Source organism: Pseudomonas protegens, assembly GCF_013407925.2.
Classification (GTDB): Bacteria; Pseudomonadota; Gammaproteobacteria; order Pseudomonadales; family Pseudomonadaceae; genus Aquipseudomonas; species Aquipseudomonas fluorescens_AP.
Map to the genome: position 1 here is coordinate 1,143,116 of NZ_CP060201.1, position 20,475 is coordinate 1,163,590.

General features: G+C 63.0%; 14 protein-coding genes. 5 read left to right on the forward strand and 9 right to left on the reverse strand.

The annotated features are described in order from the left end of the window. Nucleotides 1–3: 3 nt before the first annotated feature. From GGI48_RS05330 to GGI48_RS05350, 5 genes are all read right to left on the reverse strand, one after another. Nucleotides 4–1,173, reverse strand: a complete 1,170-nt coding sequence (locus tag GGI48_RS05330) for a putative zinc-binding metallopeptidase (protein WP_016968385.1) — start codon at nt 1,171–1,173, stop codon at nt 4–6. A gap of 117 nt (nt 1,174–1,290) precedes the next feature. Then, nucleotides 1,291–3,663 carry an NAD-dependent DNA ligase LigA gene (ligA, locus tag GGI48_RS05335; protein ID WP_179597362.1) on the reverse strand — a complete coding sequence of 791 codons (2,373 nt, stop codon included), beginning with the start codon at nt 3,661–3,663 and terminating at the stop codon, nt 1,291–1,293. 126 nt (nt 3,664–3,789) lie between these two features. Beyond that, nucleotides 3,790–4,647: a cell division protein ZipA gene (zipA, locus tag GGI48_RS05340; RefSeq protein WP_103741238.1), complete on the reverse strand. Its 858-nt coding sequence runs from the start codon at nt 4,645–4,647 to the stop codon at nt 3,790–3,792. A gap of 256 nt (nt 4,648–4,903) precedes the next feature. Continuing rightward, on the reverse strand, nt 4,904–8,392 hold the full coding sequence (gene smc / locus GGI48_RS05345) for a chromosome segregation protein SMC (RefSeq protein WP_016968381.1): 3,489 nt from the start codon (nt 8,390–8,392) through the stop codon (nt 4,904–4,906). A gap of 2 nt (nt 8,393–8,394) precedes the next feature. After that, on the reverse strand, nt 8,395–9,054 hold the full coding sequence (locus GGI48_RS05350; protein WP_016968380.1) for a GntR family transcriptional regulator: 660 nt from the start codon (nt 9,052–9,054) through the stop codon (nt 8,395–8,397). A gap of 266 nt (nt 9,055–9,320) precedes the next feature. Between GGI48_RS05350 and xdhA the strand changes: the two genes are divergently transcribed. The 4 genes from xdhA to guaD are packed head-to-tail and all read left to right on the forward strand — an operon-like array spanning nt 9,321 to nt 15,384. Then, the gene (xdhA, locus tag GGI48_RS05355) at nt 9,321–10,775 is read left to right on the forward strand and encodes a xanthine dehydrogenase small subunit (RefSeq protein ID WP_179597364.1); all 1,455 of its coding nucleotides are present in this window, start codon (nt 9,321–9,323) and stop codon (nt 10,773–10,775) included. Beyond that, nucleotides 10,768–13,167 (forward strand): xanthine dehydrogenase molybdopterin binding subunit, encoded by a 2,400-nt coding sequence (xdhB, locus tag GGI48_RS05360; RefSeq protein ID WP_179597366.1) that lies wholly within the window; start codon nt 10,768–10,770, stop codon nt 13,165–13,167. Before xdhA ends, xdhB begins: the two co-directional genes overlap by 8 nt. A 46-nt stretch (nt 13,168–13,213) precedes the next feature. Continuing rightward, nucleotides 13,214–14,056, forward strand: a complete 843-nt coding sequence (gene xdhC / locus GGI48_RS05365; RefSeq protein WP_016965792.1) for a xanthine dehydrogenase accessory protein XdhC — start codon at nt 13,214–13,216, stop codon at nt 14,054–14,056. 23 nt (nt 14,057–14,079) lie between these two features. Next, nucleotides 14,080–15,384: a guanine deaminase gene (guaD, locus tag GGI48_RS05370; RefSeq protein WP_179597368.1), complete on the forward strand. Its 1,305-nt coding sequence runs from the start codon at nt 14,080–14,082 to the stop codon at nt 15,382–15,384. 82 nt (nt 15,385–15,466) lie between these two features. On the opposite strand, the gene GGI48_RS05375 is transcribed toward guaD, so the two are convergent. The 3 genes from GGI48_RS05375 to GGI48_RS05385 form a co-directional block, all read right to left on the reverse strand. Then, nucleotides 15,467–16,300 (reverse strand): hypothetical protein, encoded by an 834-nt coding sequence (locus GGI48_RS05375; protein ID WP_016965709.1) that lies wholly within the window; start codon nt 16,298–16,300, stop codon nt 15,467–15,469. 147 nt (nt 16,301–16,447) lie between these two features. Beyond that, entirely contained in the window at nt 16,448–17,398 is a 951-nt protein-coding gene (locus GGI48_RS05380) for a LysR family transcriptional regulator (protein WP_016965710.1), read from the reverse strand. Nucleotides 17,399–17,577: 179 nt separating this feature from the next. Then, nucleotides 17,578–18,342, reverse strand: a complete 765-nt coding sequence (locus GGI48_RS05385) for a GntR family transcriptional regulator (RefSeq protein WP_011060203.1) — start codon at nt 18,340–18,342, stop codon at nt 17,578–17,580. A gap of 318 nt (nt 18,343–18,660) precedes the next feature. On the opposite strand from GGI48_RS05385, the gene GGI48_RS05390 reads away from it, so the two are divergent. Next, nucleotides 18,661–19,851 carry a benzoate/H(+) symporter BenE family transporter gene (locus GGI48_RS05390; RefSeq protein ID WP_016965711.1) on the forward strand — a complete coding sequence of 397 codons (1,191 nt, stop codon included), beginning with the start codon at nt 18,661–18,663 and terminating at the stop codon, nt 19,849–19,851. A 150-nt stretch (nt 19,852–20,001) separates the two neighbouring features. On the opposite strand, the gene GGI48_RS05395 is transcribed toward GGI48_RS05390, so the two are convergent. Beyond that, nucleotides 20,002–20,346 carry a YggL family protein gene (locus GGI48_RS05395; RefSeq protein ID WP_047302902.1) on the reverse strand — a complete coding sequence of 115 codons (345 nt, stop codon included), beginning with the start codon at nt 20,344–20,346 and terminating at the stop codon, nt 20,002–20,004. Between the last annotated feature and the right edge of the window lie 129 nt (nt 20,347–20,475).

Consider the following 20,475-nt stretch of genomic DNA (forward strand, 5'->3'; position numbering starts at 1 on the left):
GGATCATCCATCCAGGGACAGCACTGCTTCGGCGCGACCGCCTTCCTGCTGGATCACCAGATGGATGAAGTGCAATTTGCCGATCACCGCCGGCGGCAGGATGAAGGGGTAGAAATCCGCCTGCCCCATGCTGCGGGACAGTTCGTTGAGCATGCCCGCCAGTTCGATCCAGGCATTGACGAAGGCCAGGAACGCCGGACCGCCAGGATGCTGCGGGTCATAAAGACTGCTCAGGGGAAACGGCTGGTAATCGAGATCGACGTCTCGAGCACTCATGCCAAAGCCCAGGGCCGTATCCACCGCGTCCATCATGTGCAGGTAGTGAGCCCAGGTTTCCGCCCAGTCTTCCCAGGGATGCATGGTGGCGTAGGCGCTGATGTGGCTTTGCTGCCAATCGCTCGGCGGGCCTTGCTGATAGTGACGTTCCAGGGCCTGGGCATAACTGTCGCGCTCGTCGCCGAACAGGTGGCGAAACGGCTGTAGCCAGGGGCTGTCGGCAATCAGCCGATCCCAATAGTAGTGCCCCACTTCATGACGAAAGTGCCCGAGCAGGGTGCGATATGGCTCGCGCATCTGCGTGCGCACTTGCTCGCGATGGGCATCGTCGGCCTCCTTGATATCCAGGGTGATCAGGCCACCGGCGTGCCCGGTCATGGGCGCCCTGCCCTCAAGATCGACACCGATAAAATCGAAGGCAAGGCCCCGCTCTTCATCGTCACTCTTGGGAATCAGTTGCAGCCCCAGGGCGAGCAGCTGCGCCACCAAGCGGCGCTTGGCGACCTCCACCTTGCGCCAGCGCTCGGGGTTCTCGGGGACGGACAAGTCGGGAATGGTGCGGTTCAGGCGACAGGCTATGCACAGGCTGCCGGTCAGGTGCGCGGGCAGCAGCCAGTTACAGGCCGCCGCCGTATCCAGATTGGCGCAGCGCTTGAAAGCGCCGGCCTCGGGACTGGCATCGAGCACCCAGGTTTGCCCGACAGGCCCCGGCCGCAGGGAAGACAAGCTGCCCAGTTGCGGCGCGTAACCGAGCACGGCCGCGCAGGCCAGACATTGGCTGTTGCGAAAGAACAGCGACTGCCCGCAGCGACAGGCCCAGAGCTTGCCGCTGCGTGAACGATCACCGACAAAGGGTGCGGCAATGCGGGAACTGAGTTGCTCGAAGAAACGGTACATGGCGCATCCTCCGTGGGGCCTGACAAGACTAGATCATCCTGACTGCCCCATCGTTCCCTCGGCCCGCCAGGAGCCAACCGACCGGCTTGCCATCGCGGGCCAGCCGGCGGCCACGGATCACGCAGGAATAGGGATGCCGTGCTCACTGAGAAAGGCGACGAAGGCAGCTTCGTCCAGCACCTTGAGCCCCAGCTCATTGGCCTTGGCCAGCTTGGAACCGGCGCCGGGTCCTGCCACCACGCAGTGGGTTTTCGCCGACACCGACCCCGCCACCTTGGCCCCCAGGCTTTCCAGTTTTTCCTTGGCCACATCGCGACTCATCAGCTCCAGCGAGCCGGTAAGCACCCAGGTCTTGCCAGCCAGGGGCAGGCCTTCGACCACTTTCTTCTCACTCAGCCAGTGCATGCCGAACGCCGAGAGCTGCTCCTCGATGGCCCGAGCCAACTGGGCATTGGCCGGGTTGTCGAAGAACTCGCGCACCGCCTTGGCCTGCTTCTCCGGCAGGGCCTGGCGCATGTCCAGCCAGTCCGCGTCGATCACGCCTTGCAGGGAGCCGAACTTGTCCGCCAGCTTCTGCGCTGCCCCGGGGCCCACCGAGGGGATATTGAGCTTGTCGAGCATGCCGCCCAGGGTGGTACTGGCGGCGAACTCGGCCCCGAGTTCACCCTGATCCTGCAGTTGCAGGCCGCATTGGTCCGCGGCCAGCAAAGCACCGATCACCTGGCGGTTGTGGCTGTCCTGGAAAAAGCTGTGGATCTCATGCGCCACCTCCAGCCCCACATCCGGCAGGTAGGTCAGAACCTGCGGCAAGGCCTGCTGGACACGCTCCAGGGTGCCCAGGGAGCGTGCCAGGACCTTGGCCGTTTCCTCGCCGACATCGGGAATGCCCAGGGCATAGATGAACCGCGCCAGGGCCGGACGCTTGCTGTCCTCGATGGCCTTGAGCAGTTTGTTGCTGGAGACTTCGGCAAAGCCTTCCAGGTCGATGATCTGTTCGTACTTGAGCTGGTAGAGATCCGCGGGCGAAGCGATCAGTTGCTCGTCCACCAGCTGCTCGATGGTCTTGTCCCCCAGGCCTTCAATGTCCATGGCGCGACGGGAGACAAAGTGAATGATCGCCTGCTTGAGCTGGGCACCGCAGGCCAGGCGGCCGACACAGCGATACACCGCGCCTTCGCTGACGGTTTCCCGGCCCTTGCTGCGCTTGACCAACTGGGTGCGCTCGACATGTGAACCACAGACCGGGCAGCTTTCCGGAATCGCTACCGGCCGGGCATCTTGCGGACGGCGCTCGACAACCACCTGCACCACTTGCGGGATCACATCGCCGGCACGACGGATGATCACCGTATCGCCGATCATCAGCCCCAAGCGCGCCACTTCATCCATGTTGTGCAAGGTGGCATTGGACACCGTGACGCCCGCCACCTTCACCGGCTTCAGACGGGCTACCGGGGTTACCGCACCGGTGCGTCCGACCTGGAACTCCACATCCAGCAGCTCGGTCAGCTCTTCCATGGCCGGAAACTTGTGGGCGATGGCCCAACGCGGCTCGCGGGCCCGGAAGCCCAGCTCGCGCTGGGAGGCAATGCTGTTGACCTTGAACACCACGCCGTCGATTTCATAGGCCAGCGCGTTCCGGCGCTCGCCGATTTCGCGGTAGTAATCCAGGCACTCGTCAATGCCCTTGGCCAGACGCAACTCGCGACTGATGGGCAGCCCCCACTGCTTGAGCTGCTGCAGATTGCCGATGTGGGTGTCGGCGATGTCGGCGCTGACCTGGCCCAGACCGTAGCAGCAGAACTCCAGGGGCCGGCTGGCGGTGATCTTCGAGTCCAGCTGACGCAGACTGCCCGCTGCGGCGTTGCGCGGGTTGGCGAAGGTCTTGCCGCCCGCCGCCAGCTGCGCCTCGTTCAATCGCTCGAAGCCGGCCTTGGACATGAAGACTTCACCCCGCACTTCCAGGGTCGCCGGCCAACCGCTGCCCTGCAGCTTGAGCGGAATGTTGCGCACGGTACGCACGTTGACACTGATGTCTTCGCCCGTGGTGCCGTCGCCACGGGTGGCGCCGCGGACCAGCACGCCGTCCTGGTACAACAGGCTCACCGCCAGGCCATCGAGCTTGGGCTCGCAGCTGTACTCCACCGCCGCCCCAGCACCGAACAAGTCTCCCGCCGGCAGGTCCAGCCCCTCGACGACTCGACGGTCGAACTCGCGCATGTCGACTTCTTCGAAAGCGTTGCCCAGGCTGAGCATGGGGATCTCGTGGCGTACCTGGGTGAAGGCCGAGAGCGCCGCACTCCCGACCCGCTGGGTGGGCGAGTCGCTGGTGACCAGCTCAGGATGCTCGGCCTCCAGGGCCTTGAGCTCGTGGTACAGGCGGTCGTACTCGGCGTCCGGAATGCTCGGCTCGTCCAGTACGTGGTAGCGGTAGTTGTGTTGATCCAGCTCGGCGCGCAGCTCAAGAATGCGGGTTTCAGCGGCGGTCATGGGGTTCTCTCATAAAGCAAAAGAGCAGCCTAGGCTGCTCGATCCGAAATTGGAGGGGCGTGAGATTCGCTGGCAAGCCAGCGCCTACGCAAGCCAGCTCCTCTGGGAGGAGCTGGCTGTGGAAGCTTAGCGCTTTTGGGTCAGGGCGCGACGTTCGAACTCGACGATGCGCTGACGGTAGTGCTCGATGGTCTGTGCAGTCAGAACGCTGCGCTGGTCATCCTTGAGCTCGCCATTGAGTTCCTGGGACAGCTTGCGCGCTGCGGCCACCATCACATCGAACGCCTGTTTCGGGTGACGCGGACCCGGCAGGCCAAGGAAGAAGCTCACAGCCGGAGTGCTGAAGTGGTCGATATCGTCCAGATCGAACACCCCCGGCTTGACGGCGTTGGCCATGGAGAACAGCACTTCGCCGTTGCCGGCCATGCTTTCGTGGCGGTGGAAAATATCCATCTCGCCAAAACGCAGGCCGCTTTCGAGGATGTTCTGCAGCAATGCAGGGCCCTTGAAGCCGGCGGCATCGCGGCAGATCACACTGATCACCAGCACCTCTTCGGCTTGCGGCTGCTCTTTGTCGCCGTGACTGGCCGCCTTGTTGCCTTCCTCAGCCGGGAAGTCATCGTCGCGGCTGCTGAAGCTCGGGCCGTTGTCCAGGTCCAGATCCAGGTTGAGGTCGCCCTGATGAGGCTCGCCGCCACGCTTGCCGCGCTTGGAAGACGAACCTTCCCGAGGCTCGCGGGCCGGCATGCTCACCGACGGCAGATCATGCTCGTCCAGCTGTGGCTCTTTATGAGTATCCAGCACCCTGGGCGGCCCCAGGAGTTCGGCACTGCCTTCGTCATCCGGCAGGTTGGACAGACTTCGATCAAGACGGAACTTCAACTTCCCCTTGCCGCCGCGCATACGCCGCCAGCCATCAAAAAGAATACCGGCGATAACAATAATGCCGATGACGATCAGCCACTCGCGCAGACCGATTTCCATGTAATCCCGTGCCTCTATGAAAAATGCTGAAAAATAAGGGGCTTACAATCTGCAAACCGCTTTAAAACGTGGCGCCAACTCTATGTTCTGAATGGCCTTTTGCCCACGCATAGGAAAAATTGACATTAAACTAGCACGACCAAAGGCAACTTTACACCGTCTGTCGCAACGGTTACGGCCAATATGCCGACTGGCCAGGTAGGCAATAGGGAAAATTCCCCGACTTGCCCCCAACTAGTGCCTCAGTCGCATGGACTCAAGCGTCCACCATCGCCATCGCCTCCTCGACATCCACGGCTACCAGGCGCGAACATCCGGGTTCGTGCATCGTCACGCCCATTAACTGATCAGCCATTTCCATTGCGATCTTGTTGTGGGTGATATAGATGAACTGCACTGTCTGCGACATCTCTTTAACCAATCTTGCATAGCGTCCAACGTTAGCGTCGTCCAGCGGCGCGTCAACTTCGTCAAGCATGCAGAACGGCGCCGGATTCAACTTGAAGATGGCAAATACCAGGGCCAACGCGGTCAGCGCCTTTTCGCCACCCGAGAGCAAATGAATGGTGCTGTTCTTCTTCCCCGGAGGACGGGCCATGATCGTTACCCCTGTATCGAGTAGATCTTCGCCCGTCAGTTCCAAATAAGCGCTGCCGCCACCGAAAACTTTTGGAAAGAGTGCCTGCAAACCGCCGTTGATCTGATCAAAGGTATCCTTGAAGCGATTACGGGTTTCCTTGTCGATCTTGCGGATCACGTTTTCCAGGGTTTCCAGGGCTTCCACCAGATCGGCATCCTGGGCATCCAGATAGCGCTTGCGCTCGGACTGCTGCTGGTACTCGTCGATGGCCGCGAGGTTGATCGCGCCCAGGCGCTGGATCCGCGCGGCAATCCGCTCCAGCTCCTCTTCGGCTGCCTGCTCGCTGGCTTCTGCGGTCAGGGTCGCCAGCACGCCGTCCAGGTCGTAGCCATCGGCCAGCAACTGCTCCTGCAAGGTCTTGCGGCGTACGGTCAGGGCCTGCCATTCCATGCGCTGCTGTTCCAGCTGGCCGCGAATCAGTTGCGATTGCTGCTCGGCCTGGTTGCGACGCTTCTCGGCATCGCGCAGCTCGCGGTCGGCATCTTCCAGGGCGATTTGCGCGGTCTTGAGCTCGACATCCACGGTCATGCGTTTTTCCAGCAGCTCTTCGAGCTTGAGGCGCAACTCCTCCAGAGGCGCCTCCCCCTCCTCCAGATTCAAACTGAGCTGCTCGCGCTTTTCGGTCAGGCGCTCGGATTGCAGCTCCAGGCGCTCCAAGGCCTGACGAGTGGAATCGTGCTGGGCCTTGAGCGAGCCCATGCGCACCGCCAGTTGATGAGCGTGATCCTTGTGCTGGCGCGCCTCCTGGCGCACCCGATCAAGGCGCTCGCGCAGACTGTCACGCTGGGCCAGCAGCAGCTCGCGCTGCTCGGTATCCAGGGCCATGCTGTCGAGGGCTTCCTGCAACTGCAGGCGCGCCTCGCCGATCTGTTCGTGCTCCAGCTCACGCTGCTCGCCGAGCTCCACCAGCTCTTCATCGAGACGGGTACGTCGCAGATTCAATTGCTCGGCCTTGGCCTTGCCGGCGGACAGCTTGGCTTTCAACTCACCCTGCTGGCGAGCCTCGTCCTGCAACAGGCGACGCAAATGTTCACGACCGTTCTCCTGCTGGCGCTGCTGGGCCCGCAGGTTGAGCAACTGGCTTTCCAGGGCCTCGACACTGGCTTCGCGCTCGTCGCGCTCCAGGGTCAGTTGCTGGATTTCCTGGCCCCGCGCCAGTACGCCACTTTCCGCTTCGCTGGCGCGACGCACCCGCAGGAAATGCCGACCGACCCAGTAACCGTCACGACTGATCAGGCTCTGCCCGGCACTCAGTTGCCCGCGCAAGGCCAAGGCCTGCTCCAGGCTATCCACCGGCTTGACCTGGCCCAGCCAAGGCGCCAGATCGACCTGGGACTCCACCTTGTCCAGCAAGCTGCCGGGCATGCGCGAAACATCCCCTTGCAGGCTCAGCAAACGCAGATCACCCTGCTGAAAACCGGCCAGATCGATACCGGAAAAATCGTCCACCAACACCGCTTGCAGATCGGCGCCCAGCACGGTTTCCACCGCCAGTTCCCAACCAGCCTCCACGTGCATGCCATCGGCCAGGCGCGGGCGCTCGGCCAGTTGCTGCTCACGCAGCCATTGCGCGGTACCGGTGCCCGGGTCGAGCGCCGCTTGCTGCAAGGCTTCCAGGGACGCCAGCCGACCATTGAGCCGCTGCAGTTCACCCTGGGCCTGCTGCTGGGCCTGGGTGGCCTGCTGCAATTGCTGACGCAGTTGCTCCAGGCGCTCGACCTGGGACTCTTCGCTGGCCTGCAGGTCTTCCAGGGTCGCTTCGCTGGCGGCCAGTTGTTCGTTGAGTTCAAGAATCGCCGCGTCTTCCGGATCCGCCGAGAGCAGCTCACGCTCCTCGGCCAGACGCCGCTGACGCTCGGACAAACGCTCCATGCTGCTTTCGAGCTGCTGAATGCGCGACTGCTGCACCTCAGCCTGGCGCCGCGGCTCGGCGGAACTCAGGTTGAAGGCATCCCACTGCTCCTGCCAGCCGTGCATGGTGGCTTCGGCTTCTTCAAGGGTCGCGGCAGCCTCCTCGGCCGCGGCGGCGGTGACTTCCTGCTCGGGTTCGAGCATGGCCAGCTCTTCGCCCAGGGTCGCCAGCAAGGTGCGGTCGTGGCCCAGATGGGATTCGGTCTCCAGGCGCGCGCGCTCGGCTTCCTTGAGGTCGTCCTGCAACTGCCGCAGACGCTGCTGCCCGTGCTGGATGCTCTGCTCGACCCGGGCGATATCACCGCCCACCGAATAGAAGCGCCCCTGCACCAGATTGAAGCGCTCGGACAGTTCGTGGTGCCCATCGCGAAAGCGCTCGATGGCGGCATCGGCGTTGCGCTGCTCGGCCACCAGGGCCTCGAAGCTGACCTCCTGACTGCCGATCACCGACTCGCGCTGACCCACCTGTTCATTCAAGGCCTGCCAGCGCAGGGCCGACAGTTGCGCCTTGAGCTGACGCTCCTCGGCCTTGTATTCCTGGTACTTCTCGGCGGCCTGGGCCTGGCGATGCAAGCGTTCGAGCTGGCGCTCCAGCTCTTCGCGCAGGTCGGTCAGGCGGGCGAGGTTCTCGTGGGTGCGGCGGATGCGGTTTTCCGTTTCGCGCCGACGCTCCTTGTACTTGGAGATGCCCGCGGCTTCTTCGATGAAATTGCGCAGGTCCTCGGGCTTGGCCTCGATCAGCTTGGAGATCATGCCCTGCTCGATGATCGAGTAGCTGCGCGGCCCCAGGCCGGTGCCAAGGAAGATATCGGTGATATCGCGACGGCGGCACTTGGCGCCGTTGAGGAAGTAACTGTTCTGGCTGTCGCGGGTCACCTTGCGGCGGATGGAGATTTCCGCATAGGCCGCGTACTCGCCCACCAGGGTGCCGTCGGAGTTGTCGAACACCAGTTCGATGCTGGCCTGGCTCACCGGCTTGCGGCTGGTGGAGCCGTTGAAGATGACGTCGGTCATCGACTCGCCGCGCAGGTTCTTCGCCGAACTTTCGCCCATCACCCAGCGCACGGCGTCGATGATGTTCGACTTGCCGCAGCCATTGGGCCCGACCACCGCCGCCATGTTACTGGGGAAGTTCACCGTGGTCGGATCGACGAAGGACTTGAACCCCGCCAGCTTGATGCACTTGAGTCGCACGTTTACGCATCCGCCAACGCAGACACCACCAGATCGCTGCTGCGCTGGGCGTAGGCCGTCAACACCTGGCGGATCTCCTGCAGATCACGAGCCAGTACCGCAGCCAGCAATTGCTCGAACAGCGCCAGGTACTCGCTCATCGACGCCTTGCGCTGCTCCAGTGCCAGGTAATAGGCACGGCTCATGGCCGGCTGCAGGTTCTCGACGGTTTCCTGCAGGTACGGGTTGTTGGCAAAGGGATAGGCCGCCCGCATCACGCTGAAGCTGTCTTCGACGAAGGCGCGGATGTCCTGGCGCTCGTAGGCACTCTCCAGACGCTGCTGGATCTGCAGGAACGGCGCCATGTCGCTCTGCTGCACCCAGCCGCTGGCCACGGAGTTGCCCAGCAGGATGTACAACTCGCTCATCAGGGTGCACAGGCTGCGGACCTTGTGCTCGGTGAGCTCGGTCACATGCGCGCCGCGACGCGGCAGGATGGCGATCAGATGGCGGCGCTCGAGAATCAGCAAGGCCTCGCGGACCGAACCACGGCTGACATTGAGGGCCAAGGTGACCTTCTGTTCCTGGATACGCTCCCCAGGCTTGAGATCCCCGCGAATGATACGTTCGGCGAGGTGGTGAGCAATCTGCTCGGCGAGGCTGTCCGGCGCCTTGAACGTCATGGTTTTCCTTCAAAATCTTTAAACGGCACAAGCGGCGCAGTGTAGCGCAATTGCTACATCATCGCGGAGTGCCCCGACAGGGGAATTTGGCATGAAACCAGCAGATAAGTACCGATCAAGGGGTTTCTCGAATGCCGTTCATACTTGCAATGTTGAGCATGGAAAATTCCTGACCTGAAAGTCAGAAAATCATTGACCGAAAAGTCAGACATGACTAAATTCGGCTCAGTTCGCTTAACAACAATAAAGAGTCTGCGAGGCCTTCCGTGATCCAGTTTTTATTCAACCAGGAACTCCGTAGCGAGCACGCCCTGGACCCGAACCTGACCGTGCTCAATTACCTGCGCGAGCACCTGGGCAAATCCGGTACCAAGGAAGGCTGCGCCAGCGGCGACTGCGGCGCCTGCACCGTGGTGGTGGGCGAGTTGCAGACGGATGCGCAAGGCCGCGAAAGCATTCGCTACCGCAGCCTCAACTCGTGCCTGACCTTCGTCTCCGCCCTGCACGGCAAGCAACTGATCAGCGTCGAGGGCCTCAAGCACCAGGGGCAACTGCACAGCGTGCAGCAGGCCATGGTCGACTGCCACGGCTCGCAGTGCGGCTTCTGCACCCCGGGCTTCGTCATGTCGCTGTTCGCCCTGCAAAAAAACAGCAGCCAGCCCGACGCCCATCAGGCCCATGAAGCCCTGGCCGGCAACCTCTGCCGCTGCACCGGCTACCGGCCGATCCTCGCCGCCGCCGAACAGGCTTGTGCCGGCGGACAGAGCGACCAGTTCGACGCGCGCCAGGCCGAAACCATCAGCCGCCTCAAGGCCATCGCCCCCAAGGACACCGGCGAGCTCAACAGCGGTGACAAGCGCTGCCTGGTGCCCTTGACCGTGGCCGACCTGGCCGACCTCTATGACGCCTATCCACAAGCGCGGTTGCTGGCCGGCGGCACCGACCTGGCCCTGGAAGTGACCCAGTTCCACCGCACCCTGCCGGTGATGATCTACGTCGGCAACATTGCCGAGATGAAGCGCATCGAACGCTTCGACGATCGCCTGGAAATCGGTGCCGCCACCGCCCTCACCGACTGCTACGACGCCCTGCGCGCCGAGTACCCGGACTTCGGCGAATTGCTGCAACGCTTCGCCTCGCTGCAGATCCGCAACCAGGGCACCCTGGGCGGCAACATCGGCAACGCCTCGCCCATCGGCGACTCGCCACCACTGCTGATTGCCCTGGGTGCGCAGATCGTCCTGTGCAAGGGTGAAGTACGCCGCACCCTGGCCCTGGAAGACTATTTCATCGATTACCGGGTCACCGCGCGCCGGGACAGCGAGTTCATCGAGAAGATCATCGTGCCCCGGGCCAGCGCCGAGCGGCTGTTCCGCGCCTACAAGGTGTCCAAGCGCCTGGACGACGACATTTCCGCGGTCTGCGCCGCCTTCAACCTGCGCATCGACAACGGCGTGGTCAGCGAGGCGCGCATCGCCTTCGGCGGCATGGCGGCGATCCCCAAGCGCGCCAAGAGCTGTGAAGCCGCGCTGATCGGCGCCCCCTGGAATCAGTCCAGCATCGAGCGCGCCTGTGCCGCGCTGGCAGAAGATTTCACCCCGCTCTCGGACTTTCGCGCGAGCAAGGAATACCGCCTGTTGAGCGCACAGAACCTGCTGCGCAAATACTTCATCGAACTGCAAACACCGCACATCGAGACTCGGGTGACCGCTTATGTCTAACCATCACAAGGTCGAAAAGACTCAAGCCGAACTGAGCGCCCTGTTTCAACAGGACCTGACCAGCGGCGTCGGCCGCAGCGTCAAGCACGACAGCGCCGACAAACATGTGTCCGGTGAAGCCGTGTACATCGATGACCGCCTGGAATTCCCCAATCAGCTGCACGTCTACGCGCGGCTGTCGGACCGGGCCCACGCCAAGGTCATCAGCATCGACACCGGCCCCTGCTACGCCTTCGAGGGCGTGCGCATCGCCATTACCCACGAAGACATTCCGGGCCTGAAGGACATCGGCCCGCTGCTGCCCGGCGACCCGCTGCTGGCCATCGATACCGTGCAGTTCGTCGGCCAGCCGGTGCTGGCAGTGGCCGCCCGCGACCTGGAAACCGCGCGCAAGGCGGCCATGGCCGCGATCATCGAGTACGAGGACCTGGAACCGGTACTGGATGTGGTCGAAGCCCTGCGCAAGCGCCATTTCGTGCTGGACAGCCACACCCATCAGCGCGGCTATTCGGCCGGCGCCCTGGCCAGCGCCGAACACCGCATCCAGGGCACCCTGCATATCGGCGGCCAGGAACACTTCTACCTGGAAACCCAGATTTCCTCGGTAATGCCCACCGAAGACGGCGGCATGATCGTCTACTGCTCGACCCAGAACCCCACCGAAGTGCAGAAGCTGGTGGCGGAAGTGCTCGACGTGTCGATGAACAAGATCGTGGTCGACATGCGCCGCATGGGCGGCGGTTTCGGCGGCAAGGAAACCCAGGCGGCGAGCCCCGCCTGCCTGTGCGCGGTGATCGCCCGCCTCACCGGACAGCCGACCAAGATGCGCCTGCCACGGGTCGAAGACATGCTGATGACCGGCAAGCGCCACCCCTTCTACATCGAGTACGACGTGGGTTTTGACAGCAACGGGCGCCTGCACGGCATCCAGCTGGAACTGGCGGGCAACTGCGGCTGTTCACCGGACCTCTCGGCGTCCATCGTCGACCGGGCGATGTTCCACGCCGACAACGCCTACTACCTGGGCGACGCCACCATCAACGGCCATCGCTGCAAGACCAACACCGCGTCGAACACCGCTTACCGCGGCTTCGGCGGCCCGCAAGGCATGGTCGCCATCGAGGAGGTGATGGACGCCATTGCCCGTCACCTGCACCTGGACCCACTGGCGGTGCGCAAGGCCAACTACTACGGCAAGACCGAGCGCAACGTCACCCACTACTACCAGACCGTCGAGCACAACATGCTCGAAGAAATGACCGCCGAACTGGAGGCCAGCAGCCAATACGCTGAACGCCGCGAAGCCATCCGGTTGTACAACGCCAACAGTCCGATCCTGAAAAAGGGCCTGGCGCTGACCCCGGTGAAATTCGGCATCTCCTTCACCGCCAGTTTCCTCAACCAGGCCGGCGCGCTGATCCACGCCTACACCGACGGCAGCATCCACCTGAACCACGGCGGCACGGAAATGGGCCAGGGCCTGAACACCAAGGTGGCGCAAGTGGTGGCCGAGGTGTTCCAGGTGGACATCGGGCGGGTACAGATCACCGCCACCAACACCGACAAGGTGCCCAACACCTCGCCCACCGCTGCTTCCAGTGGTGCCGACCTCAACGGCAAGGCGGCGCAGAACGCCGCGCAGACCATCAAGAACCGCCTGGTGGAATTCGCCGCGCGCAAGTATCAGGTCAGCGAGGAAGACGTGGCGTTCCACAACGGCCATGTGCGGGTCCGCGAGCACATCCTGACCTTCGAGGAACTGATCCAGCAGGCGTATTTCGCCCAGGTATCGCTGTCCAGCACCGGCTTCTACAAGACCCCGAAAATCTACTACGACCGCGCCCAGGCCCGGGGCCGGCCGTTCTACTACTTCGCTTTCGGCGCGGCCTGCGCCGAAGTGATCGTCGATACCCTGACCGGCGAGTACAAGATGCTGCGCACCGACATCCTGCATGACGTCGGCGCCTCGCTGAACCCGGCCATCGACATCGGCCAGGTGGAAGGCGGCTACATCCAGGGCATGGGCTGGCTGACCACCGAGGAACTGGTGTGGAACGCCAAGGGCAAGCTGATGACCAACGGTCCGGCCAGCTACAAGATCCCGGCGGTGGCCGACATGCCCCTGGACCTGCGGGTCAAGCTGGTGGAAAACCGCAAGAACCCGGAAGACACGGTGTTCCACTCCAAGGCCGTGGGCGAGCCGCCGTTCATGCTCGGCATCGCCGCCTGGTGCGCGATCAAGGACGCGGTGGCCAGCCTCGGCGACTACCGTCACCAGCCGCAGATCGATGCGCCGGCGACTCCGGAACGGGTGTTGTGGGGCTGCGAGCAGATGCGCCGCCTGCGGGCAACCAGCACCGCGCAGCAGCCAGCCGAGCTGGCGCCGCTGTAATGGCCAGCGAGAGTCCCGGACAGACCACCAAGATGTCGAGGTGAACATGTACAACTGGATCAGCGCCCTCGCCGACCTGCAGAACCAGGGAGAGCCCTGCGTACTGGTGACCATCATCGAAGAGCTCGGTTCGACGCCGCGCAATGCCGGCTCGAAAATGGTCGTCAGCGCCACCCGGGCCTTCGACACCATCGGCGGCGGCCACCTGGAATACAAGGCCATGCAGCTCGCCCGGGACATGCTCGCCAGCGGCCAGCAGGGCACCCACCTGGAGCGCTTCAGCCTCGGTGCCAGCCTCGGCCAATGCTGCGGCGGCGCCACGGTGCTGCTGTTCGAACCCATGGGCCAGGTGCAGGCGCAGATCGCCGTGTTCGGCGCCGGACATGTCGGCCGCGCCCTGGTGCCGCTACTGGCCAGCCTGCCCTGTCGGGTGCGCTGGATCGACTCCCGGGAACAGGAGTTTCCGGAACAGATGCCCCCGGGCGTGCACAAGATCGTCAGCGAAGAGCCGGTGGAAGAAATCGACAACCTGCCTCCTGGCAGTTACTGCATCGTCATGACCCATAATCACCCGCTGGACCTGGAGCTGACCGCCGCCCTGCTCAAGCGCAACGACTTTGCCTATTTCGGCCTGATCGGCTCGAAGACCAAGCGGGTCAAGTTCGAGCATCGCCTGCGCGATCGCGGTTTCGACACCGTCACCTTGCAGCGCATGCGTTGCCCGATGGGGCTCGCTGAAGTCAAAGGCAAGTTGCCCGTGGAAATCGCCATTTCCATCGCCGGTGAGATCATCGCCACCTATAACGCCCATTTCGGCCAGCCCAGCGCCAGCGCCGAACCCATTGCCAAACTGCTGCCGGCTTCGCGCCGCAGTCAGGCTTCGAACTGAAACGCCACACACCGAGAATCCCCATGCCTTTAACGCGCAAAGCCTACCGAGCCGCCATCCTGCACAGCATCGCCGACCCGGCCGAAGTCGGCATCGAAGCCTCCTACGAGTATTTCGAAGACGGCCTGCTGGTGGTCGAGGACGGCCGGATCAGCGCCCTCGGCCACGCCAGCGAACTGCTGGCCAAGCTGCCCGCCGAGGTGCAGGTCGAACACTATCCGAATGCCCTGATCACTCCCGGCTTCATCGACACCCATATCCACCTGCCGCAGACCGGCATGGTCGGTGCCTACGGCGAACAGTTGCTGGACTGGCTGAACACCTACACCTTCCCCTGCGAAAGCCAGTTCGCCAACCAGGCCCACGCCGATGAAGTGGCGGACATTTTCATCAAGGAACTGCTGCGCAACGGCACCACCACCGCCCTGGTGTTCGGCAGCGTGCACCCGCAGTCGGTGAATGCGTTCTTCGAAGCCGCCGAGAAACTCGACCTGCGGATGATCGCCGGCAAGGTAATGATGGACCGCAACGCCCCGGACTACCTGACCGACACCGCCGAATCCAGCTACCAGGAAAGCAAGGCGCTGATCGAGCGCTGGCACGGCAAGGGCCGCCTGCACTACGCGGTGACCCCGCGTTTCGCGCCAACCAGCACCCCGGAACAACTGACCCTGGCCGGCAAACTGCTGACCGAGTACCCCGACCTCTACATGCAGACCCACATCAGTGAAAACCTGCAGGAAATCGAATGGGTCAAGGCGCTGTTCCCGGAGCGCAAGGGCTACCTCGACGTGTACGACCACTACCAACTGCTGGGCGAGCGCTCGGTGTTCGCCCACGGCGTGCACCTGTGCGACGAAGAATGCGCGCGCCTGGCGCAGACCGGCTCGGCCGTGGCCTTCTGCCCGACCTCGAACTTCTTCCTCGGCAGCGGCCTGTTCAACCTGCCGATGGCGGAAAAGCACAAGCTCAACGTCGGCCTGGGTACCGACGTCGGTGGCGGCACCAGCTTCTCGCTGCTGCAGACCCTCAACGAAGCCTACAAGGTCATGCAACTGCAAGGCGCCCGCCTGAGCCCGTTCAAGTCGCTGTACCTGGCGACCCTGGGCGGCGCCCGGGCCCTGCGTCTGGAGGACAAGATCGGCACCCTGCACCCGGGCACCGACGCCGACTTCGTGGTCCTCGACTACCACGCCACGCCGCTGCTCAGCTACCGCCTGAAGCAGGCCAAGAGCATCGCCGAAAGCCTGTTCGTGCTGATGACCCTGGGGGATGACCGCACCGTGCTGCAGACCTACGCCGCCGGCCGCCAAGTCCACCAACGCTAAGCCCGCGCACAAAAAATCCCCCGCTCGCCAATCCGCGAACGGGGGATTTTTCATGCCTGGCCGAACCGCGATGCCGCGTCGGCTAGAAGGTCACTTCCATGTTCAGGGTCGGCGCGCTGGTGCGCGTCCCACGCCCGCCGTCCACCCCGAACTTGTTGTGCCAGTACTCGTAACCGACGCCCAGATAGAGGTTGGGCTTGACGTTCTTGCCTGGCAGCACGGCCACCATCAGCGAACTGCGCAGCAAGGTCTCCGGAGCCGTGTCGCGGTAGTTGTAGTCGTGGCCCTTTTCCCCGGTGTAGTTGATGAAACCCTGGAACTTGGCCGCGTGGCTGCCGACTTCGAAGGGGCGCATCCAGGCCAGGTTCAGCAGGTAGGTGTCATCGAAGGTGTGATCCGGATCCTTGGCCCCGGGGATGCCGGAATGGTTGTTTTCCTTGTAGTACAGCAAGCTCAGGTCAAGAACGCCGACGGTGTTGAACTTCAGGGTCGGACCGAAGACCAGGGCGCGCTTCTTCGCCGAGCCCAGGTTGTTGTTGCGACTGGCATCAAAGCCCAGGGTCAGCGCGTAGTCCTTGATCAGGCCAGTGCCCAGGGGCGTATCCAGGACCCGGGAGGCGAAGAGCTGGTGGCGGTAGACGCCGTAGACTTCGCTGCTGCCCTTGTTGGTGCCCTTGCGCGGATCGTCGCTATCGGAGAGCAGCACGTCCAGGTGCAGGTAGTTGCTGCCGTACTGGTAACCGCTGGCGTGGGTGAAGCTGTAGATGCGCTTGCTGATGTAGTGCGGGTTGTTCGGGTTGGTGAACTCCTTGCCGTACCGAAAGCCGACGCTGTTGTTCATCCACTCCAGGGCGGCCGCTTCCCCTGCTCCAATCAATGTCATCAGCAGGGTTGCGCCTTGTAATGCCTTTTTCATTTTTATTATGTCCTGTGGCGGTGTGGCGTTAGGCAGCTTCGCTGGCTGCCGACCGCACGCAGTATCGGCACAAGCGCCACGGGGCCCAAAGAACAGAATATCGACCAGGGTGCTGCCAAAACGGCAACAGCGCCTGTAACCATGGATTCAGAGCACCGGCTGGCGGCAACTCCGTTCGGCCCGTTCGCGAATGGCGATCTCCTCGCTGAGCAGATGAGCCAGGGCCTCCACCGCGCTGGGCAGTTCGCGCCCGCTGCGGGCGTAGAGCCCAAGGTCGCTGTAGATCCCGCCCTGATCGCTTAGGGGAATGTGCACCAGCTCGCCCTTGCCCAGGTCGGCCTCGATCCCGACCCGGGTCTGGAACGCCACGCCCATGTTGTGCCGGGCCATCTGCCGCGCCAGTTCCATGGAATTGCTCTGCAACGGCGGCTTGTCCAGCAGCCCCAGGCGCTTGTGCAACGGCGCCAGCAGGTGATGGATCGACAGCTCGCTCTTGGCCAGGATCAGGCCGTGCTCGGCGCAGGTGGCGAAGTTGACGCTGCCCCGCTCGGCCAGGGGATGATCGGGACTGACCAGGGCCCCGAGGCGAAAATGCCCGACGCTCAACTGGCGAATCTCCGGTGCGCGGGGCAAGGCGAAGGCCAGGCCCAGGTCGGCGCGACTGTTGATCAGGGCCAGGGGAATCGATTGCGACCCCTGCACCGTGACGCCGATGGTCACCTGCGGGTAGTGCTCGCGCATGCGCTTGAGCACCGAGGGCAGCAGGTCCACGGTGGCCCCTTCCACGGTGGCGATCTCCACGTGCCCGCTGCGCAAGCCACGCAGGGCATCGAACTCCAGGCGCACCCGTTCCAGGTCCTGCAACACCAGATTGACGTGGCGACTGAGGATCTCTCCGGCCAGGGTCAGGCGCAGGCCACCGGGCAAACGCTCGAACAGCGGCGCGCCGATTTCATCCTCGATCTTGAGAATCTGCCGGTTCACCGCCGAGGACGCGACGTTCAGGCGCCGGGCCGCCTCACGAATCGAATGGCAACGACGCACCATGTCGAAGTAATGGATGGCGGAGGAATGAATACGTAGCGTTCGGCCACTCATGCCGCAGGCTCCTTGCGCAGGACCAGAGGCGCACGGACTCGCCGGCCATGCGCATTGAAGCAGGCACTGTATACAATCCTTGATAAAAGTTAAAACAATCTGCCGAAGGACCTGAGGCCAAACAAAAATCCCCCGCTGCGCGAGCCGCGCAACGGGGGATTTTCAGACGGGATCGAGGCTTACAGCTTGGCGCTCGGCCGCCCCGGCTTCTTGGTCTGCAACAGGTGCGAGAACACCGCGTGCAGGTCGTCCGAGGCGCTTTCCTCGTCGAGATTGAGCTTGCTGTCGATGTGATCCATGTGATGCATCATCAGGTTCACCGCCAGCTCGCCGTCCCGGGCTTCGATGGCGTCGATCAGTTGCGTGTGCTCATCGTAGGAACAATGGGAACGGTTGCCACTTTCATACTGGGCGATGATCAGCGAGGTCTGGGACACCAGGCTGCGCTGGAAGCTGATCAAGGGTGCATTCTTCGCCGCCTCGGCCAACTTCAGGTGGAACTCCCCGGACAGGCGGATGCCGGCGCCACGGTCACCCCGGGAAAAGCTGTCGCGTTCCTCGTTGACCATCTGCCGCAACTCCAGCAGTTGCTCGGCGGTGGCGTGCTGCACCGCCAGTTCGGTGATGGCCCGCTCCACCAGGCGCCGGGCGAGAAATACCTGGCGGGCTTCCTCGACACTCGGGCTGGCAACCACCGCGCCACGATTGGGCCGCAGCAGCACCACGCCTTCGTGGGCCAGGCGCGACAGGGCGCGACGGATGATGGTCCGACTGACTCCGAATATTTCTCCCAACGCCTCCTCGCTCAACTTGGTGCCGGGCGCCAGGCGCTGCTCGAGGATGGCCTCAAAGATGTGCGCGTAGACAATATCGTCCTGGGTTCCGCTGCGACCGGCTTTGCCTGCTCGCGGTTGTTTCTTGAGAGGTTGCAACTGTTCGTTCATGGGCACTCGGGTCGGGAGGACTGCGGCGATTTCGGCGTGACTGTAATACGTCACGGTGGGTCGCTGGCAAGTATCGCGTTAAAACAGGGACACATTGTACACAACCACCGGGTATCACTAGTAAAAAGTGTTCATGATCCCCGCACTCTTTCAGCGACTGTATGGCTATTTGTAGTCACGGCTGTATTGCAATGCAAAGTTGCTTTTAAGTTTAGGCTTGAACCCTGAACCCCTTGATCGGCCCATTGCTCGCGCATGATTCGAGCGATGTTCGCTGGACGTGGGTTTTGTGTCTTTCAAGAACAAGGAATAGCAGTAATGTCCGACGCCACCCCCGCGCAATTACGCCCCCTGGCGGACACTTCGCCCTCAGCCATCGTGGCCGGTTTCATCGCCATGATGACCGGCTACACCAGTTCCCTGGTGTTGATGTTCCAGGCCGGACAAGCCGCCGGCCTGACCAGCGGTCAGATTTCTTCGTGGATCTGGGCCATCTCCATTGGCATGGCGATCTGCAGCATCGGCCTGTCACTGCGCTATCGCACCCCAATCACCATCGCCTGGTCGACACCGGGCGCCGCCTTGCTGATCACCAGCCTGTCTGGCGTCACCTACGGCGAAGCCATCGGCGCCTACATCACCTGCGCCGTGCTGGTCACCCTGTGCGGGCTCACCGGCAGCTTCGAACGCCTGGTGAAAAAGATCCCCGCCTCCCTGGCGGCCGCGCTGCTGGCGGGAATCCTGTTCAAGATCGGCAGCGAGATCTTCGTCGCCGCCCAGCATCGCACCGGGTTGGTCCTGGGCATGTTCTTCACCTACCTGGTGGTCAAGCGCCTGTCGCCACGCTACGCGGTACTGGCGGCGCTGCTGATCGGCACGGCCTTGTCGGGCGCCATGGGCTTGCTGGACTTCAGCGGCTTTCACCTGGAGGTGGCGACCCCGGTCTGGACCACGCCGCACTTCTCCCTGGCCGCCACCATCAGCATCGGCATCCCACTGTTCGTGGTGGCCATGACTTCGCAGAACATGCCCGGCATCGCCGTGCTGCGGGCCGACGGCTATCAGGTTCCGGCCTCGCCGCTGATCACCGCCACCGGTTTTGCCTCGCTGCTACTGGCACCATTCGGCTCCCACGGCATCAACCTGGCGGCCATCAGCGCCGCGATCTGCACCGGGCCCCATGCCCATGAAGATCACGCCAAGCGTTACACCGCGGCAGTGTGGTGCGGGATCTTCTACGGCATTGCCGGGGTCTTTGGCGCCACCCTGGCCGCGCTGTTCGCGGCCCTGCCCAAGGAGCTGGTGCTGTCCATCGCCGCCCTGGCGCTGTTCGGCTCGATCATCAACGGCTTGAGCATTGCCATGAGTGAAGTGAAGGAGCGCGAAGCTGCGTTGATCACCTTCATGGTCACGGCGTCGGGGCTGACGCTATTCTCCATTGGCTCGGCGTTCTGGGGAATCGTCGCGGGAGTGGTGACCTTGATGATTCTGAATTGGCGCAGTGCCTGAAGGGCTTCGCCGGCCAGCCGGCGAATAGCGCCCACGACAAACCCCGGGGCTGGCCCGTGGCAGAGGCAAGAAACACAAGGGAAATTCGACAGGCCGCCCAAGCAGGGCAGCAACGCATGAGCGGCCCGGACGGGCCGCTCATGCATGACATCACGCGACTGGGTTGATCGCGTTGTCCGGGTACCAGACGTCCAGCAGCGGGCTGACTTCAACGTTGGTCAGCTCGGTGCGTGCCTTGAGCCAGGCTTCAACCTTGGCACGCTGCTCTTCGCTCACGGAACCGCGCTTGCTCAGGCAAACCAGACCGAAGTCATCGCCGCCTACATAGCCCAGGCCGTTGGCTTCCATCGCTTCTTTGAGGAATGCGTCGAGGAAAGCGTCAATAGCTTCGTCAGCCAGATCTTCTTTGAAATCCAGGTTCAGCTCAAAACCCAGCTCCTGAAATTCATCTACGCAGAGTTTTTTGCGCAGACGGCGGGAACGGTTAGTGGCCATGGAACAATCCTCATAAGTAATAACGGGCGGCACTTTACCAGTTTAGGCAAGCGATTGCCTGACTCTATGAGGACGCGGTCGTACCATTGGTAAAAAAAATACCGCCCCGGCGGCCCGTGGCACGGCACA

Coding starts and splice junctions, on each gene's coding strand:
- GGI48_RS05330 (WP_016968385.1), bottom strand. CDS start 1,173: ATGTACCGTTTCTTCGAGCAACTCAGTTCCCGCATTGCCGCACCCTTT.
- ligA (WP_179597362.1), bottom strand. CDS start 3,663: ATGACCGCCGCTGAAACCCGCATTCTTGAGCTGCGCGCCGAGCTGGAT.
- zipA (WP_103741238.1), bottom strand. CDS start 4,647: ATGGAAATCGGTCTGCGCGAGTGGCTGATCGTCATCGGCATTATTGTT.
- GGI48_RS05350 (WP_016968380.1), bottom strand. CDS start 9,054: ATGACGTTCAAGGCGCCGGACAGCCTCGCCGAGCAGATTGCTCACCAC.
- xdhB (WP_179597366.1), top strand. CDS start 10,768: ATGTCTAACCATCACAAGGTCGAAAAGACTCAAGCCGAACTGAGCGCC.
- xdhC (WP_016965792.1), top strand. CDS start 13,214: ATGTACAACTGGATCAGCGCCCTCGCCGACCTGCAGAACCAGGGAGAG.
- guaD (WP_179597368.1), top strand. CDS start 14,080: ATGCCTTTAACGCGCAAAGCCTACCGAGCCGCCATCCTGCACAGCATC.
- GGI48_RS05375 (WP_016965709.1), bottom strand. CDS start 16,300: ATGAAAAAGGCATTACAAGGCGCAACCCTGCTGATGACATTGATTGGA.
- GGI48_RS05380 (WP_016965710.1), bottom strand. CDS start 17,398: ATGAGTGGCCGAACGCTACGTATTCATTCCTCCGCCATCCATTACTTC.
- GGI48_RS05385 (WP_011060203.1), bottom strand. CDS start 18,342: ATGAACGAACAGTTGCAACCTCTCAAGAAACAACCGCGAGCAGGCAAA.
- GGI48_RS05390 (WP_016965711.1), top strand. CDS start 18,661: ATGTCCGACGCCACCCCCGCGCAATTACGCCCCCTGGCGGACACTTCG.
- GGI48_RS05395 (WP_047302902.1), bottom strand. CDS start 20,346: ATGGCCACTAACCGTTCCCGCCGTCTGCGCAAAAAACTCTGCGTAGAT.